The following is a 16,919-nucleotide window of genomic DNA, read 5'->3' as shown; positions in this document are numbered from 1 at the left end:
CTGCCCTGACCGAAGCCGTCTTTGACGGGGAACTTTGACCTGTTTGTGGGTAAGACGTGTAGCAACTTTTTTATGCTGCCACCAAACCCTGGGGAGCGCTAGAACCGTCCAGCAGGTCGCTGGAGCGCGCCAAGTGTCGCTTCCGTCGTCAATGCAGCGGAGACAAGCGCGGGGCCGTACCGGCCTGTAGCAGAGCTGCCAATTGCAGGTCGAGGGCAACTTTCCTGCTGTGCACCTTTGGCGGTGCAAGTACCGCCCTTCGAGCTGCCTCGACGTCTCCGACCAAGATGACTTGCAGCTGGGCGCGCGTGATTGCTGTGTAGAGCAGGGTTCGGTCCAAGAGCCGCGAATCTGTGACAGGGATGATGACCCTGCGCCATTGCGACCCCTGCGCTTTGTGCACTGTTACGCTGTACCCGAGTTCGAGGTCGTCGAGCATGTCCACAGTGACTGCGCGGCGAATGCCGTCGTCCCATTCGACCCACGCAAGTGCGTCATCGGTAGTGGCGGCTTCCCTGCTTGGCATGGGGACTACTTCAACCACACGACCCAGCGACCCGTTTTGCAGTCCTTTGTCCCAGAGGTTTCTGGTGCACAAAACCATGTCGCCGAGGTTGAGCCCGCATAGGGCAGGCTGCTCGTAGTCGTCGCTCCAGAATGCGATGGCTGGCTGGGACTTGGTGAATCGCTCCTGGCAAAGCATGTTGAGGGTCTTTGTCCCAGCTGGCCCGTTTCTTAGCGGAGCAAGCACCTGCGTCCCCTTGGTGTCCAGTGCATAGAGCTCGACGACCAACTCGGCTATGAGACGCCTTTCGCACGGAATGAACGCAATCGGGGCGGTCTCGTCGGAGGACATATCGCGCCAGCGCCCCGCTCTTACAGCTGTGGCAACCGCAGCGATTTCGCCGCCATATCGCTTGACGGTCTTGAGCTCTGTCACCGGAACGCCAGGCACCTGCAAAACGCAGTGAAAGACCAGCCCGGGCCCGACGGGCATCAGCTGGAAGGGGTCGCCGACAAGTACCAGCCGCACATGGGCTGGAAGCACTTGGCAGATGCGACTCATAGATACGAGGTCCACCATGCTGGCCTCGTCAACAACGAGTACGGTCGGGCCGTCAAAGGTCGCCGGGGCGACCCCATTCAAGAAGCTCGCGATAGTCAAGGCCGGCCGGCCAGTGGCCTCTTGCATCCTTTTTGCTGCTCTACCTGCAAGCGCAACCTGGAGTACCTTCGTGCCGACATGGTCGTACAGGCGGTACAGGGCTTTTAGAACAGTCGTTTTCCCGACGCCGGCACCCCCAGTGATGCAACAGAACCTGTGGACTGAGGCCATGTGAAGGGCCTGCCTCTGCTCCGGATTCAGTTCGATGCCGTCCTGCGTCTCCCCAGCCGCGATGAGACTGCCTGCCTGGTCCATGGGTAGCAGGGGTTGCTCAGGCCCTGCCAGGCGCTCCTGGATGGCGCGAGCAACCTGTCTTTCCATCACCAAAGCGCCAAGCTGCTGTAGCCCATGCTGCGTCTGAATGACGCTCCCATTGCTGAGACCCTCCGACAATGCAATTGACAGCATGTCCCGCCAACGCACTCCGCTCGGAGGGCGGCCGAGCAAAGGGCTGACCTTTTCCGTCAGGTCGGCAGTGAGCATCGTTGTGTGCCCAAGAGCGAACATCCGATAGCAAGCTTCCTCAATGGCCCCCCGCAGGCGCCTGGGGTCGTCGGGCATGACGCCGAAGTGGTCCTTGGCAAGCTGGTCCACCAACACCCACTTGCCAGTGAACGAGAGCAATCGATAGGGGTCCTCCTCGATACGCGCCCTTGTCTCGTCACCGAAGAACCGCAACGCCTTCTTCCCCATTCGAACATCGAGGCCCACTGCTTGTAGCCACTGCAAGTTCTGAGACTGGCCGTGCTCCTGCCAAGCGTTCACCAATCGCTGCGCGGCCTCCTGGGTAAGCGTCCCGGAGAAGGCGGTCGGGTCGCCGGCCTCCAACAATTGATACAGGGCTTCCCCGTATCGTTCCCACAGGCGCCGTGCCTTCACCGTACCAAAGCCTTCAAAGGCTGGGCACTCAGCGATGAACGTGACGATGTGCTCTCCGGAAGGCATCGCAAGGTACCCTGCGTCCGCCTCGAGCTGCTGCTCGTTGAGGGTGAAGCCGTCAACCACCGCAGTTCGATGGGCGACCGGGCCTCGAACCCGCCACCACTGACCGCGTTCGACACGAGTTGCCCCCAGCACCTCGCGCGTCGCCCGGACAACAACGTAAGTGCCTGCGTCCAGAACCGAGCCAGTGGCGTCGATGGGGACCCCTGTGAAGATGGCTCCACCGAATCCCATAGGGTTCTGGGACCGAACGCCGGTTACCCGCAGGGTGACCTCTATGGGCTCGGTCACCGCGGAAGCCTTCCTGTCTCAGCCAACACCTCCTGCAGAACGGCATAGCGCTCAAGCAGTCGCTTGAGCTCACCGTTCTCAGCTTTCAGGCTTGCGTTCTCTTGCTCCAGGCGAGAGAGCCGCTCCGCCTCCCTTGCGGCACGGGCAGACGCCCCCGGCGGCGGGCGCAATGGAGCAGTCTCTGCATCCTCTCCCGCAGTGAGCCTGGGGAGTACACCTCGCTCCCGAAGGTCGTCTTCGAGCCGCTTTAGCGCCTCACGGATGCGCGGGTTTTGCGACAGTGCTGATTTGGCGAAGCCGCATTCGGTAGCGATTTCGGTGCGAGACAGTACTCCTCGCATCGCCATGTTGCGGAAGTCGGTGTCGGTCTTGGAGGCCATCCAGGCCATGAATCGGAGGACGTTTTCCTCTGCGAGCTGTTGACCGCTGGCCATCAGTCCACCCCTTTGCTCTTATCTCTCTGGGGTTTGGAGATAGGCGCATTGAGCATGAACAGAGTGACCCCTTTGCGCTCGGCATTGTGGGCCCAGGTCACGAACTGGTCGAGCAAAGCCCGGTTCTCTTCCTCCAGGCGCATAGCCTTGGCCTTGTATCTTTCGGCCTGCGCCAGGGCTGCCCTGAGCCGCTCATCCTTGGGCTGACGGGCTGGCTTGCCCCCTTCATCCCGCAGCGTCTCTTTTCGCAGCTTGAAGGCGTTGGTGATGGCGGGATACTCGGCGAAGGTGAATCGCGAGTAGGTGATGCCAGTGGCCTCGTAGACCGAGTCAATCAGCAAGTCCCAGGTGAGCTTCCCTTTCCAGCCATCAAGGGTGTCTAGGACCGTTTGAATGCGTTCGAGGGTCAACGCGGGAGCGCGGGACTTTTTCATTTCAGAGCCTTTCTCACGCGGCGAGTGTTGATGGGAAGAGCAGGCGCCTGATTGGTGAGCAGTGGCGCATTGACCACCCGGTCGAGTCGTATCCTGGCGCCAGGAACCACCTTGGGGTCCGCCATCACGTCGAGCAAGGCGCAGGCTCTCTGCAGTGTTGTGGTCTGGTGCTTGACCCAGTTATCCGCGCCGTATTCTTCGTCGCTCAGGGCTTGGCGCGCCTGCTCAAGGAGGTACTCTGTTTCACTCTTCAGGAGTCGAAGGTTCTCCTCCTTCTGGGCATCACCCTTGATGCACTCCTGCTCCTCGCAGTTGATGCAGTCACGATACATCTGACACGGTTCTGCGGCGAAGTTATGCATACACCAGCCGAAGTCCGTGGTGTGGGCTGCAACCACCCCAACGCCTTTGAACTCGCTGCGGGTGGTGATGGTTCGGGAACCTGCGGGGACCAGGGCGGTGGTGAACCCCGCCTTGAGCGCTGCGCTGATTGGCGCTTGTACCTCCGCCGAAGACATGTGGTCGTATGCCCGGTTCTGCTGCACGTCCTTGCGCCCAGAGAAGATTGCAATCTCAGCGCTGCTCAGACCCCCCATCTGAGCAAGCATGTTGAGGTAATGCCGCAAGCTGTGGCTGTTCAAACCGATACGGGTGCCGTCATCCTCTGTGAACGTGAATCGGTCGAAGATGGACTCCTTGCCTGGCACGCCCAACCGGTTGTCGATAGTGCCGTGGTCCACGCAGTCGAACATGCACAGATATGTAGCGCGCTCAGCGTGCAGCTCGTTGGTTCGAGTGACGGCGAGGGAGTCCTTGCACAGAAGCTCCTCGTCGCCCGGCACGTAGGGGAACGTTGCCGGAAGCATGTCGAGTACCGCCCGCTCCACATCGGCCCTGAGGTACCCGATGCGACGTTTATCAAACGGAACGGCTTCAAGTCCTTTGGACCTTGCCCACACGTTCGCAGCAACCCGCCCTCCCGCATCTCCCCACAGAACCTGTGCTACCTCCGCCAGGCTCAGCACTTCACGATGCCGGAGGTGGACGACTCCCGCGTGGTAGTACATGGTGGTCGGGTTGTCCGAATACCAAGCCGCAAGTTTGTGCCCCTCGTTTGTCACAGCCAGAAGGCGCTCAACCGCATCTCTGGCTATCGGACCCATCTGCGTTGGAAACCACTTTGTCGTGTCGTCGAACCCTTTGGACCCGGCCCAGCGCATGCCGATTTTTCCGACGAACCGTTGCTCACCTGGCACAAGACAGTTACGCCTCAACCGAAGGACCTCGTTGATTCGTTCCGGCGCGCACAACATCAACGCCGTGTAGCTTGAGACCAGGACATCCACGGGATTCGAGGCCTCATGGAATATGCCGCCCAGAGCGCGCAGGGCCGCAGCAGAAGGTAGCTTCTCTTGCCTGGCTTGAATCGCCTCCTTGGAAATGCGCGAACCGTACTCCTGAGGCTTCTTCATGCGAGGCCGCCAGGGCTGCCGAAGCCCGATGAACCCCTTCGCGGCCATGAACTTGGCTATGAGCCCTAGCTGCCCAGCGGTTCGATAGGCGACCCCCGCAGAAACACTTGTTTTGGCAAGCTCAATCGCTCTATCCAGCACCTCTGGGCTCACGGCGGTTGGACGCCTCCCTTTGTTCATATCCCGCAGGGCAGCCTCAAGGTAGCGAAGTGCAGCGATGCGCGGAGCTTGGGATACAACCGGTCGTGTGTCCTGCAGATAGACGAGCACGGCCTTAGCGAAGTCCAGGAATGGCTGAGGCAAGGCGGGCTCGGCCTTGTCTTGCGCTGCAGCTTCATGCGTGCTGTAGATGACCCTCAGAACCTTGTTCTGCCCTTTTTGGTACCCGACATCCCATGTGTTCTCGTCAAACTGTTCTCGTGCGCCGAGAACCTCGGACTGACGGCAAAGGTCAATGAAAGCAGCAAGGTTGGCTTGCGGCCCAAGCTCAGCGTTCGGGGTGAAGTGAAGGACTTGGCCGCTCATGGCGCGGCCCCTCCTCGACGTTGTTCGCGAACTTGCGCGCACTCGGCAATGACCTGCCGAACCGCAAGGATGGCGTCGTCGTTGACCTTTGCGATGCGTTCATCCCCCGCATGGCGAGCCCGTTCGAGCTCCAGACGCTCCAGGACTTTTTCGTGCGGGGCGTCCAGCCAGGGCTCGAACTTGAAACAGGTGTAGCAGGCCACCGGCTTGTTGAATGAGCAGCCCTGCCCTTTCCCGGCACAACTGGCCAGTGGCTTTGGCGCAACCCTGAAGTCGATGATGCGGCTACCCGGGGCTCCTTTGTGGGTCGATTGTGCTTCGCCCTCAATGAGCCGACCTCTAAATGCTGCTGCGAGAGGAGCCAGAGATTGGTCCATCGCCCGGTCGATGTTTTCGACAATTTTTGGCGAGGCCTCGTAGTAGTGGTCCACGTTCTGGAGGTCAGTGTGTCCGAGGCGGTCAGCCAGGACCGCTTTGCTTGCGCCCTCCTCGACCATTCGGGTGCCAAACGTGTAGCGGAACCGTTTCGGGGTCACGGGCAAGGTTGTGTAGTTCAAGCGCTCCGTTGTGGGGGCAAGGGCCTCCATTCGATTGCTGAACTCTCGGGAGAGGGACTGCCGGGTGCAGTGCCCAAAGAAGTTGTCACTTTGGACGCGCCGGTCAACTTTTGGGCCGACCCGCATCACAACACGCTCAGGAAACAGCGCATCGTCTTCAGCGTAGCCGTCCGACTTGAGGTCTTCGACATACTCCTGGACCAACCTTCCGGTTTGTGGGCTGAGACTGTGGCTCTTGAAGACTTCTCGTGAGCTCTTCTCTCGCTGTTTGACCTGAGGCAGGTTCAAGTCAAAAGCACCGTCGGTGACTGCGAAGTCCAATATCTTCAGCGACGCGTACTGCGATATTCGGCCGCCGCAAGCAAAGAGCAAGCGCGTAAGCACTACAACCCATTTTGGGGTTCGGTGCTCACCATAGGCAGCGTCCACGGCCTTGTACAAGGCCGTGTATTCACCTTCGCTGAATGGACCGGACACGGGGTTCCGCGTACGGACGGCTTCCCCCTTGGCGTTGCCAGGCTTGCGCTTGTCCTGCAGGTAGGTCGAGCACCCTGGCTCCAGCCCGAACAGGTCCAGGGCTGCCCACTTCTGTAGCACTACGTTCAATGTACCGAGCCTCCACTTTTCAGCAGGACTCAAACGCGCAGAGTAGTTTGAGACCTCCAAAATCGTGATGGTCGATAGCTGAGAGGATTCGCCACGGAGGTCCAGAAAGTGCTTGAAGGCTACAAACAGGTTCTGGAGATAGCTGGGAGAGCTACCTTGAGCCACCACGCACAGTGTTCGCTGCAGCGAATCAAGCAATGGCGGGGGTAGGTTCAACTTGGTGAAGTCGAGGTACACCCTGAAGACGTCTTCAGTCCATTGCCATATATCGTCGCTCGGGTTGAACGCGGTTCCGCCCCTTGTGTAAGCCACCCCGATGGGCCGCTCAATCGGGACCAATCCATATGTGCTACTCGCCCTTTTTGAGCTTTTCATCCAACCTCTCCTGCATACGCAAACTCAGCTCCCTGCCTTTTTTGGCCGTGTGCCGACGTGTATAGGTCTCGGCCGTCCGGGAGTTGTCTGCCCACCCTTGCTGCTCATTACGCGCCTTTTGTTCTTCCTCGGGAGACATGCCAAGTGCGTCGGCCTGTTCCGAGAATCGCTCATTCCAGGTGTGCCGCATGACGTGACTGGTGAGCGCCACAGGAAGGTCAGGGACGACCTTGCGCAGCTCCTGGAACATCTTGGTGACACTCGAGCTCGACAGCGGCATGCCATCGTCTGCAACAAAGATTTGCGGGTACTTCCTGGCGGCTTTAATGGCGTAGCGGTCTACGTTGATGTGCTGCAAGAGCACTCGAATGATTGAAGGGGCCAGCTCAAGCACACGGTCGCGAGTCTTGGTGTTGGGCTCCCGGCTGCGGTCATCATCCTTTTTGTCGGGCCTGCGAAGAACCGCCAACTTGGACTCCTTCTCGCCCAGGTCTCCAATTCGAAGGCCAAGCAGTTCCCCTTGCCGCATACCAGTCGCGAGGAACACAACGACCATGAGCCAGTTGCGCCTGCGCACAAAGCCCGCCTTCCAGGGATTGCTCGGTGAGTCCGGATGGACCGCTTCTATCAACCGGGTCTGCTCTTCTTCGCTCAACCCTACCCGGGCTCCAACCTTCGCCCGATTGGATACCGCCGGGATTTCAGCCCTGAACGCCTTCAGCCTGCGGTCTGCTTCTACGCCAAGTTCATTGGCCTGCGCTTTTGGAAGCGTCGCCCTCACGTAGTCGGACAGGAATTCCAGGTAGTCCGCGATATACCTGAGACGGCTGGCCTGAGTTTTCAAATCGACCTGTGCACGCTCGCTTGCGGGTGCAGGGCGCTTCGGATAGACGCTGCGAAGGGAAATGACGTTCGCAGCCTCTACGGGCTCGTCGTCGATGTCTTGCGCCCGATACCGTACGGCATCGCCGAGCCGAGTGAGTTCTGGCCTGGTGAGGAATCGAGCCTGTTGGAACCTCTCAAGCAGATTGACCTTCGCTGCATCCAGTTCTCGGTGAGCGATTGCAAGCGCTGCGCAGACATAGTGGATTGTGTTGGCTGCGAGACCGCGGGTCCGAAAGGTATCAAGGAAGAGCGTCGCCTCGTGAACCGGAAGCCCGCCAGGCCGGCACAACACGGAGATGCGTTCTCCGCTTTGAAGCTTGATTTGCTTGGCGATGAAGTGGGTCATTACCCACAGTTTTCACCAATTCCAGATAACTTGTCCACCCCAAAGGGCGTATAAAAAAGTGTGGGTTGTGAAAAAAGCCCGCTTCCCATAGGGAGAGCGGGCCTCTCAATCAACAAAAAGCGTCTTTTTCTGAATTAGAACGGGATGTCGTCGTCCATGTCGTCGAAACCGCTGGCCGGGCGGGCCGCCACGGGGGCGGGCGCCGGGACCGGGCGGGCCGCAGGCGCCGCCGGGCGCGGCGCGGCGCCCGGGCGGCTGTAGCTCCCGCCACCACCGCCACCACCACCTTCGTCGCCGCCGGGGCCGCCCATGCCCTGGCGACCGCCGAGCAGCTGCATTTCGCTTGCGACGATGTCGGTGGCGTTTTTCTCGATGCCGTCCTTGTCGGTGTACTTGCGGTAGGTCAGGCGGCCTTCCACATAGATGGGGGTGCCCTTCTTCACATACTCACCGACGATCTCGGCCAGGCGTTCGAAGAACGTCACGCGGTGCCACTGGGTTTCTTCGACGAATTCGCCGGAATTGCGGTCCTTGCGGCGGCTCGTGGTGGCCACGCTGACGTTGGCCACGGCCTGGCCCGAGGGCAGGTAACGGATTTCGGGGTCGCGGCCGCAGTTGCCGACGAGGATGACTTTGTTGACGGATGCCATGAGTGTGCTGAGCCCTGAGGGGAGAGAGACCGGGCGGGACCGGGAAACCGGGCGCCGGAGGGTCAGCCATTGTGCCGCAACTGCCGGCCAGACCCAACAGGCCACCGGCCGCTGACAGCCGGCCCGCGTCACGCGCCTACACTGTCCCGCGATGAGAGGCGAACCGGACTTTCTGCAGAACCTGCGCGACGAGATGGGCGACGGGCGGCAATGGCTGGACCGCGCCATCGTCATCGCCTACGCGGTGCTCGCCGGCCTGGCTGTGGTGGGCTTCACCCTGCTGGCCGATGCGGCCTTCGGTGGCTACCAGGCGCTGCGCGGCGCCCTCTGGTGGGCACCGCTGGTGTGGACGCCGGCGCTGACCGCCCTCATCGTCTGGGCCACGCGCCGCTGGGCGCCGGGTGCGGCCGGCTCGGGCGTGCCGCAGGTGCTGACGGCACTGGCACCGGAAACCCCCATGGCGGCCCGCCCACGCTTCGTCTCGCTGCGGCTGTCGCTGGCCAAGATCGCGGCGGTGGCGGGCGGGCTGCTGGCCGGTCTGTCCATCGGTCGCCAGGGGCCATCGGTGCAGGTGGCGGCGGGCGTGATGCTGCACGCCAAACGCTGGCTCTCGCCGCGGACCGACATCAGCACGCGCGAGCTGCTGGTGGCCGGCGGCGCGGCGGGCATCGCCGCGGCCTTCAACACGCCGCTGGGAGGCATCGTGTTCGCCATCGAAGAACTCTCGCGCCGCCTGCAGGAGCGCAGCAGCGGTCTGATGCTGGCGGCCATCGTGGTCTCGGGCCTGGTGGCCGTCTCGGCCTTCGGCAACCTCTCGTATTTCGGTCGGGTGCGGGCCGATGGCGTGTCGTGGTGGGCCCTCATGGGGCCGGGCTTGCTGGTGGCACTGGCGGCCGGTTTGCTGGGCGGCCTGCTCTCGCGCCTGATGCTGGCGTCCTTCACCGGCCTGCCCGACCGCTTCTGCGCCTACCGCCGCAAGCGGCCCGTGGCCTTCGCGGCGGTCTGCGGGTTCGTGGTGGCGGTGATCGCCGTGCTCACCGACGGCCAGATGGTGGGCGTGGGCCACCAGCACACCCAGGCCCTGCTCAACACCCCGGCCCAGGCGCACCACACGCCGCTGCTGTTCACCGGGCTCAAGCTGATCGCGTCCTGGCTCTCGTCCTGGGCCGGCGTGCCGGGCGGCCTGTTCGGTCCCAGCCTGAGCATCGGCGCCGGCCTGGGCGCCGACGTGGCCAGGCTGCTCGAATCGCCCCACGGCCCGGCCCTGATCGCGCTGGGCATGTGCGGCTTTCTGGCCGCGGTGACGCAGACGCCCATCACCGCCATGATCATCGTGATGGAGATGACCGACGGCCACAGCATGGTGCTCAGCCTCATGGCCTGTGCGCTGATGGCCAGCCTGGTGGCGCGCATGATCAGCCGGCCGCTCTACAGCACCATGTCGATTTTGATGATGCGGTCGTTGCGCGAACCACCGCTCGGCGACGCGCCAGCGGACAGCCGCAGCGCTCCGCTGGACGCCAGGTCGGGCTCAGCGCCGCGCTGAAACGGCGGGCGCCGGCGCCTGCATCGGCCAGGCCACCACGAACCACACCAGCGTGGCCACGGCGCAGGCCGCGAACAGGCCTTGCGGTCCGTGCGCACGCGCCAGCCAGCCGCCCACCGCCCCCCCGACGAAGAAGCCCACCGACTGCAGGGTGTTGTAGACCCCCAGCGCCGCGCCGCGCGCGTGGGCCGGCGCCAGTTTGGACACCAGACTGGGCTGGCTGGCTTCCATCATGTTGAAGCCGATGAAGAACACGAACAGCAGGCCGCCCAGGCTCCACAGGCCCGGCTGGGCGCCCGCCGCGGCCCACAGGCCCAGCTGCACCACCAGGATGAGACCGATGGAAATGAGGAAAGCGGCGCGCAGCCGGCCCTTGCGCTCCATGGGGAACAGCACCCCGCCCATGACCAGCAGCGACGCCGCCACCGCCGGCAGGTAGACCTGCCAGTGGTCCGGCTTGGCCAGCCCGGCGGTCACCAGCAGGGCGGGCAGCGCCATCCACATGGCGAGTTGCACCGCGTGCAGCACGAACACGCCCAGGTTCAGGCGCAGCAGGCCGGGATGGCGCAGCACCTCGGCCAGGCCCCCGCGCACCTGCTGCATGTCGGACGGCTTGTGCACCACCGGCTCGGGCGGTGCGACCCACAGCACCACGGCGATGCCCAGCAGCGCCAGCGTGCAGGTCATGAGAAAGATGCCCGGCAGGCCGACCCAGCCGGCCAGCAGCGGGGCGATCACCAGCGAGAGCGCGAACATCAGCGCGATGCTGGCGCCGACCATGGCCATGGCCTTGGTGCGCACGCTGTCGCGCGTGACGTCGGCCAGAAACGCCGTGACTGCGGCCGAAATGGCGCCAGCACCCTGCACGGCGCGGCCGATGGACAGCCAGGTCAGGTCGGGCGCCCAGGCGGCGATGGCGCTGCCGGTCGCGAACAGCAGCAGGCCGGCCACGATGGTGGGCTTGCGGCCGAAGCGGTCGGACGCGATGCCGAACGGGATCTGCAGAAACGCCTGGGTCAGGCCGTACAGGCCCATGGCGAAGCCGACGCGGGCCGGGTCGTCGCCACCGGGCAGGCGCGCCGCTTCGAGCGCGAACACCGGCAGCACGATGAACAGGCCCAGCATGCGCAGGGCAAACACCAGCGCCAGCGCAGCACTGGCGCGGCGCTCGTCGCCCGTCATGCGGCTGGCATCGGGGGCGGGGGCACCGCTGGAAACAGGGGGAGCAGAGGTAGAAGACACCATGGAAAAGCACGCCGACGCCATACCGGGGGGTGTTGGGGACGGCCGGTATTGTGCGCCAAAGGCCCACCCCACGCTGGCGGTGGGGCGGGGCCCGTCCGGGCCGCCGACCCAGGGCGCAAGACGCGGGAGGGGCCTCAGGCCGGCAGCTGCCGGGCCACCATCTCGACCACGCTCTCGATCTTCGTCGGCCAGGCGTCGGCCTCGGCGCCGGCCATCACGTTCAGGCGGCAACTGCCGCAGGACACCACCACCGTGTCGGCCCCGGTGGCGTCGATCTGCTCGCGCTTGATGCCCCAGGCCTTGTGCCGCAGGCCTTCGGCGCGGTTGATCAGGAAGGCGCCCGCGCCACCGCCACAGCACCAGTTCTGTTCGGCCGTGGGCGTGGTTTCTCGCAAGTCCATGCCCAGGGCCTTCAGGGCTGCGCGCGGTTCGTCCACCACGCCGCCGTGCCGGGCCAGCTTGCAGGCGTCGTGGTAGGTGATCTTGCGGCTCGGGTCTTCGGGCGCTTGCAGCTGCAGCCGCCCGGCGGTGATTTCGCGCCCGACGAATTCGGACACCGCCAGCACCTCGAAGGGCAGCGGCTGGCCGTCGGGCAGCCGCGCGTCCCAGCGCAACGCCGGGTAGGCGTGGCCGCATTCGGGCAGGATCACGGTTTTGGCGCCGATGGCCAGCGCCTCGTCAATCAGGCGCTGGCTCGCCGCCTTCTGCAGCGCTTCGCTGCCGGACAGCAGGCCGAAGTTCGCCGCCTCGAAGCCGGCGCTGCGCAGGGTCCAGCGGATGCCCAGGTGGTTGAGGATGCGCGCCGTGGCGGCCAGGGCGTCCTGGTAGAGCAGCACGTCGATCACCGTCGTCACCACCATCAGGTCGGCCTGCGGCTCGTCCAGCGGGATGGCGATGCCCTGCGCACGCAGCAGGTCCAGCGTCTGCCGCAGCTGGTCGGGGCCGACGCCGAACACCGTGCCCCGCCCGGCCTGCTCCTGCGCCACCGCCGTCAGCTCCAGCGGGGCCAGCCCGGCCTCGAACAGGGCTTCGCGCATCACGTTCACGCCGCGCGCCGTGTTGATGCCCATGGGGCAGACCATGCTGCAACGCCCGCACTCGGTGCACGAGTCGTACACCAGTTCCTGCCATTCCTTCAAGTCGTCCAGCGTGATGTCGGCAACGAACAGGCGCTTGAGCGGCGCAAAGGCCGAGGTCTCGCGCGCGTGCACCCGGCGCAGCAGGTCCAGCTTGCGGCTGGGGCTGTATTTCGGGTCCTGGGTGCTCTGGTAGAAGTGGCAGGCTTCGGAGCAGTAGCCGCAGTTCACGCAGGCCTCCAGGTCCAGCGCCAGGCCGCGGTCGGTCTTGGCCCGCATGACCGCTTTGGCCCGGTCCAGCCTTTCGGCGTCACTCAGCGCGTCGGGCTGCGCCATTTCGGGCAGGTGGTGAATGGCTTCCAGGAAGCCGTGGAACACGTCCATGTTGATCATGAGCGCACCCCGCGACGACCAAAGAAGGTGGCCAGCTGCATGCGCGCCGGCAGCGCCAGGAAGGCATGCATCAGCTTGCCGAACGGAAACCACAGCAGCAACAGCTCCAGCGACAACAGGTGGATCGCCAGCGGATCGCGGTAGATCACGTGGCCGCGCGCCAGGATGGTGGCAGAAGGATCCCCGATCACCGCCATGCCGGTGACAAAGGGCAGGAAGGTGAGCACCCAGGTGATCCCGTCGTCGGCGGTCGAGATCCGTTTCAGCACCGGATCGGTCAGGCGGAACAACAAGGCGATCAACAAGGACACGATGGTGGCGCCCGCCGCCAGGTACATCACGAAGTCGGGCAACGCGGGCCACGACAGACCGGTCAGCCGCCGCACGAAAGCGATGTGGGGCGCATAGCCGAAGAACACCAGCGCCATCCCGATGTGGAACACATAGGGATTCACAGTCACCAGCGTGGCGCTGGGGTGGAATCCGCCCTTGGGCAGCATGCGGGTGAGCGCGGCGCGCAAGGCCGCACCGGTGCCGAACGGCTGACGTTCGGGCGCGCCGGGCGCGGCCCCGTGGGGCAGCCGCGACAGCGCCCAACCGCGCCAGGCGACACCGGCGGTGAAGACCAACAACGACAGCGCCAGCAACGGGCCGCGCACCCAGTCCAGAAAATCCATGGAGAAACCTCCTCAGGTCGGCGAAAACCACACGGTACGCCCGAGCCATGGAACAACACAAGGCCTGCCGCGCTCCGCGAGGCGGTTGTTGAATCCAGGTCATGTGTTGGCCACCCTGCGCGGCGCGGCGGTCGGGCGCATTCACACCAGAGGCGGTCCGGCCGTATCATGCTGGGTTGCCCTTTTGACGCCAGAGCCCACCGCTGGCCAGCGCCGCCTTGAACCAGAACCTGCCCCAGCAGCCCCCCGCCGCACCGGATGCCCCAACCACGCCGACCAGCGCCGCCCACGCCGCCGCGCTGCGCACGGCGGGCACGCTGTCGGTGCGTGGCGCGCGCACGCACAACCTCAAGAACATCGACCTGGACATCCCCAAGCACGCGCTGGTGGTGATCACCGGGCTGTCGGGCTCGGGCAAGTCCAGCCTGGCGTTCGACACGCTGTACGCCGAGGGCCAGCGCCGCTATGTGGAGAGCCTGAGCGCCTATGCGCGCCAGTTCCTGCAGCTGATGGACAAGCCCGACGTGGACCTGATCGAAGGCCTGTCGCCCGCCATCGCGATCGAGCAGAAGGCCACCAGCCACAACCCGCGCTCCACCGTGGGCACGGTGACCGAGATCCACGACTACCTGCGCCTGCTCTACGCCCGCGCCGGCACGCCCTACTGCCCCGAGCACGACCTGCCGCTGGCGTCGCAGAGCGTGGCGCAGATGGTGGACACGGTGCTGGCCCTGCCCGAAGGCACCCGGCTGATGATCCTGGCGCCGGTGGCGCGCGAAAAGAAGGGCGAGTTCGCCGAGCTGTTCGCCGAGATGCAGGCCCAGGGTTATGTGCGCTTCCGCCTGAACGGCGAGGTGGTCGAGGCCGAGGCCCTGCCGGCGCTCAAGAAGACCGAGAAGCACAACATCGACGTCGTGATCGACCGCATCAAGGTGCGTTCGGCCGACGAGGAAGGCACCAACCCGCAACGGCAACGCCTGGCCGAGAGCTTCGAGGCCGCGCTGCGCCTGGCCGAAGGCCGCGCCCTGACGGTGGACATGGACACGGGCGCCGAGCTGGCGTTTTCCGCCAAGTTCGCCTGCCCGGTCTGCACCCACACCGTGGGCGAGCTGGAGCCGCGCCTGTTCTCGTTCAACTCGCCGCTGGGCGCCTGCCCGGCCTGCGACGGCATCGGCCACACCGAGGTGTTCGACGCCGAGCGCGTGGTGGCCTTCCCCACGCTGAGCCTGGCCAGCGGCGCCATCAAGGGCTGGGACCGGCGCAACGGCTACTACTTCGCGATGATCGAGAGCATCGCCGCGCACTACGGCTTCGATGCCGAGGCGCCGTGGGAAAGCCTGCCCGAGCGCGTGCAGCAGGTGCTGCTCTACGGTTCGGGCGACGAGGACATCAAGTTCAGCTACGCGCTGGAATCGGGCGAGCGCGCGGGCAAGAAGGTGGCGAAGAAACACCCCTTCGAAGGCATCATCCGCAACTTCGAACGCCGCTACCGCGAGACCGATTCGGTCGCGGTGCGCGAGGAACTGGCGCGTTACCGCAGCACCCAGCCCTGCCCCGAATGCCAGGGCACCCGCCTGCGCAAGGAAGCGCGCCATGTGTTCGTGGGCGATGGCGAGCAGCGCCAGCCGATCTACAAGGTCAGCCACATCACCCTGGGCGAGGCGCTGGACTATTTCCGCCGGCTTGAAATGCAAGGCGCGAAGGCCGACATCGCGGCGCGCGTGGTCAACGAAATCCGCCAGCGCCTGAAGTTCCTCAACGACGTGGGCCTGAACTACCTGAGCCTGGACCGCAGCGCCGACACCCTGAGCGGCGGCGAGGCGCAGCGCATCCGCCTGGCCAGCCAGATCGGCTCGGGCCTGAGCGGCGTGATGTACGTGCTCGACGAACCCAGCATCGGCCTGCACCAGCGCGACAACGACCGCCTGATCGGAACGCTGCAGCACCTGCGCGACCTGGGCAACACCGTGCTAGTGGTCGAACACGACGAGGACATGATCCGCACCGCCGACCACGTGATCGACATCGGGCCCGGTGCCGGTGTGCACGGCGGCCGGGTGATGGCGCAGGGCACCTGCGCGCAGGTGATGGCCGACCCGAACTCATTGACCGGCCAGTACCTCAGCGGCGCCAAGCAGATCGCCGTGCCGGCTCGGCGCACGCCCTGGCTGCCCGTCATCAAGCCCGAGGTGAAGGCAGACCCCAAGGCTTCGGCGGTCAAGTCGCGCTTTCCGATGAGCCCGGCCGCCGAGCGCCGCGCCGAACGCCAGGCCGCGCATGAGGCCACGCTGGGCGAGCTGCAGGAAATCCGCGTGATCAACGCCACCGGCCACAACCTCAAAGGCGTGAGCGTGGCCTTCCCGGTCGGCCTGCTGACCTGCGTGACCGGCGTCTCGGGCTCGGGCAAATCGACCCTGGTGAACGACACGCTGTACGCAGCGGTGGCGCGCACGCTCTACCGCTCGCACGACGAGCCGGCCGAACACGAGGCCATCGAAGGCATCGAACACTTCGACAAGGTCATCAACGTCGACCAGAGCCCCATCGGCCGCACCCCGCGCAGCAACCCGGCCACCTACACGGGCCTGTTCACCGGCATCCGCGAGCTGATGGCCGAAGTGCCAACCGCGCGCGAACGCGGCTACGGCCCGGGGCGTTTCAGCTTCAACGTGGCCGGCGGCCGCTGCGAGGCCTGCCAGGGCGACGGCGTGGTAAAGGTCGAGATGCACTTCCTGCCCGACGTCTACGTGCCCTGCGAGGTCTGCCACGGCCAGCGCTACAACCGCGAGACGCTCGAAGTCCAGTACAAGGGCCGCAACATCGCGCAGATCCTGGACATGACGGTGGAGAAAGCGGCCGAATTCTTCAGCGCCGTGCCCACGCTGCACCGCAAGCTGCAGACCCTGCTGGACGTGGGCCTGAGTTATGTGCGCCTGGGCCAGAGCGCGACCACGCTCTCGGGCGGTGAGGCGCAGCGCGTCAAGCTGGCGCAGGAGCTGAGCAAGCGCGACACCGGCCGCACGCTCTACATCCTGGACGAACCGACCACCGGCCTGCACTTCGCCGACATCGAGTTGCTGCTGAAAGTGCTGCACCAGTTGCGCGACGCGGGCAACACCATCGTCATCATTGAACACAACCTCGACGTGATCAAAACCGCCGACTGGCTGATCGACATGGGCCCCGAAGGCGGCTCGGGCGGCGGCACGGTGGTGGCGCAGGGCACGCCCGAAACCGTGGCCGCCTGCGAGGCCAGCCACACCGGGCGGTACCTGGCGCGGTTGCTGCGGCGCTGAACGT

At 64.9% G+C, this 16,919-nt stretch carries 12 protein-coding genes; 2 read left to right on the top strand and 10 right to left on the bottom strand.

Annotated elements, in window-relative coordinates; translation table 11 throughout:
• Window positions 1-148: 148 nt before the first annotated feature.
• From RMP09_RS14185 to ssb, 7 genes are all read right to left on the bottom strand, one after another.
• Window positions 149-2,398 carry an AAA family ATPase gene (locus tag RMP09_RS14185; protein WP_310566627.1) on the bottom strand — a complete coding sequence of 750 codons (2,250 nt, stop codon included), beginning with the start codon at window positions 2,396-2,398 and terminating at the stop codon, window positions 149-151.
• Entirely contained in the window at window positions 2,395-2,832 is a 438-nt protein-coding gene (locus RMP09_RS14180) for a VPA1267 family protein (RefSeq protein ID WP_310566626.1), read from the bottom strand. Before RMP09_RS14180 ends, RMP09_RS14185 begins: the two co-directional genes overlap by 4 nt.
• On the bottom strand, window positions 2,832-3,266 hold the full coding sequence (locus RMP09_RS14175) for a hypothetical protein (protein ID WP_310566625.1): 435 nt from the start codon (window positions 3,264-3,266) through the stop codon (window positions 2,832-2,834). The genes RMP09_RS14180 and RMP09_RS14175 overlap by 1 nt, the downstream gene beginning before the upstream one ends.
• Entirely contained in the window at window positions 3,263-5,263 is a 2,001-nt protein-coding gene (locus tag RMP09_RS14170; RefSeq protein ID WP_310566624.1) for an integrase, read from the bottom strand. The genes RMP09_RS14175 and RMP09_RS14170 overlap by 4 nt, the downstream gene beginning before the upstream one ends.
• Window positions 5,260-6,801, bottom strand: a complete 1,542-nt coding sequence (locus tag RMP09_RS14165; RefSeq protein WP_310566623.1) for a site-specific integrase — start codon at window positions 6,799-6,801, stop codon at window positions 5,260-5,262. The genes RMP09_RS14170 and RMP09_RS14165 overlap by 4 nt, the downstream gene beginning before the upstream one ends.
• Complete coding sequence (locus RMP09_RS14160) at window positions 6,776-8,032, bottom strand: site-specific integrase (protein WP_310566622.1); 1,257 nt, start codon at window positions 8,030-8,032, stop codon at window positions 6,776-6,778. Before RMP09_RS14160 ends, RMP09_RS14165 begins: the two co-directional genes overlap by 26 nt.
• 134 nt (window positions 8,033-8,166) lie before the next feature.
• The gene (ssb, locus tag RMP09_RS14155) at window positions 8,167-8,682 is read right to left on the bottom strand and encodes a single-stranded DNA-binding protein (RefSeq protein WP_310566621.1); all 516 of its coding nucleotides are present in this window, start codon (window positions 8,680-8,682) and stop codon (window positions 8,167-8,169) included.
• Between the two features lie 151 nt (window positions 8,683-8,833).
• Between ssb and RMP09_RS14150 the strand changes: the two genes are divergently transcribed.
• Window positions 8,834-10,228, top strand: a complete 1,395-nt coding sequence (locus tag RMP09_RS14150) for a chloride channel protein (RefSeq protein WP_310566620.1) — start codon at window positions 8,834-8,836, stop codon at window positions 10,226-10,228.
• Here the strand turns inward: RMP09_RS14150 and RMP09_RS14145 are convergent.
• The 3 genes from RMP09_RS14145 to RMP09_RS14135 form a co-directional block, all read right to left on the bottom strand.
• Window positions 10,214-11,410, bottom strand: coding sequence for an MFS transporter (locus RMP09_RS14145; RefSeq protein ID WP_310566645.1), 1,197 nt, complete (start codon window positions 11,408-11,410; stop codon window positions 10,214-10,216). The genes RMP09_RS14150 and RMP09_RS14145 overlap by 15 nt on opposite strands.
• 197 nt (window positions 11,411-11,607) lie before the next feature.
• Window positions 11,608-12,942: a (Fe-S)-binding protein gene (locus RMP09_RS14140; protein WP_310566619.1), complete on the bottom strand. Its 1,335-nt coding sequence runs from the start codon at window positions 12,940-12,942 to the stop codon at window positions 11,608-11,610.
• Window positions 12,939-13,619 (bottom strand): hypothetical protein, encoded by a 681-nt coding sequence (locus tag RMP09_RS14135; protein WP_310566618.1) that lies wholly within the window; start codon window positions 13,617-13,619, stop codon window positions 12,939-12,941. Before RMP09_RS14135 ends, RMP09_RS14140 begins: the two co-directional genes overlap by 4 nt.
• A 299-nt stretch (window positions 13,620-13,918) precedes the next feature.
• On the opposite strand from RMP09_RS14135, the gene uvrA reads away from it, so the two are divergent.
• Window positions 13,919-16,915 carry an excinuclease ABC subunit UvrA gene (uvrA, locus tag RMP09_RS14130; RefSeq protein ID WP_310566644.1) on the top strand — a complete coding sequence of 999 codons (2,997 nt, stop codon included), beginning with the start codon at window positions 13,919-13,921 and terminating at the stop codon, window positions 16,913-16,915.
• The last annotated feature ends 4 nt before the right edge of the window (window positions 16,916-16,919 follow it).

It is taken from the genome of Hydrogenophaga sp. (assembly GCF_031426985.1).
GTDB lineage: Bacteria > Pseudomonadota > Gammaproteobacteria > Burkholderiales > Burkholderiaceae_C > Hydrogenophaga.
Note: the sequence above shows the minus strand (reverse complement) of the source record. Positions and strands in the feature narration are given on the sequence as shown.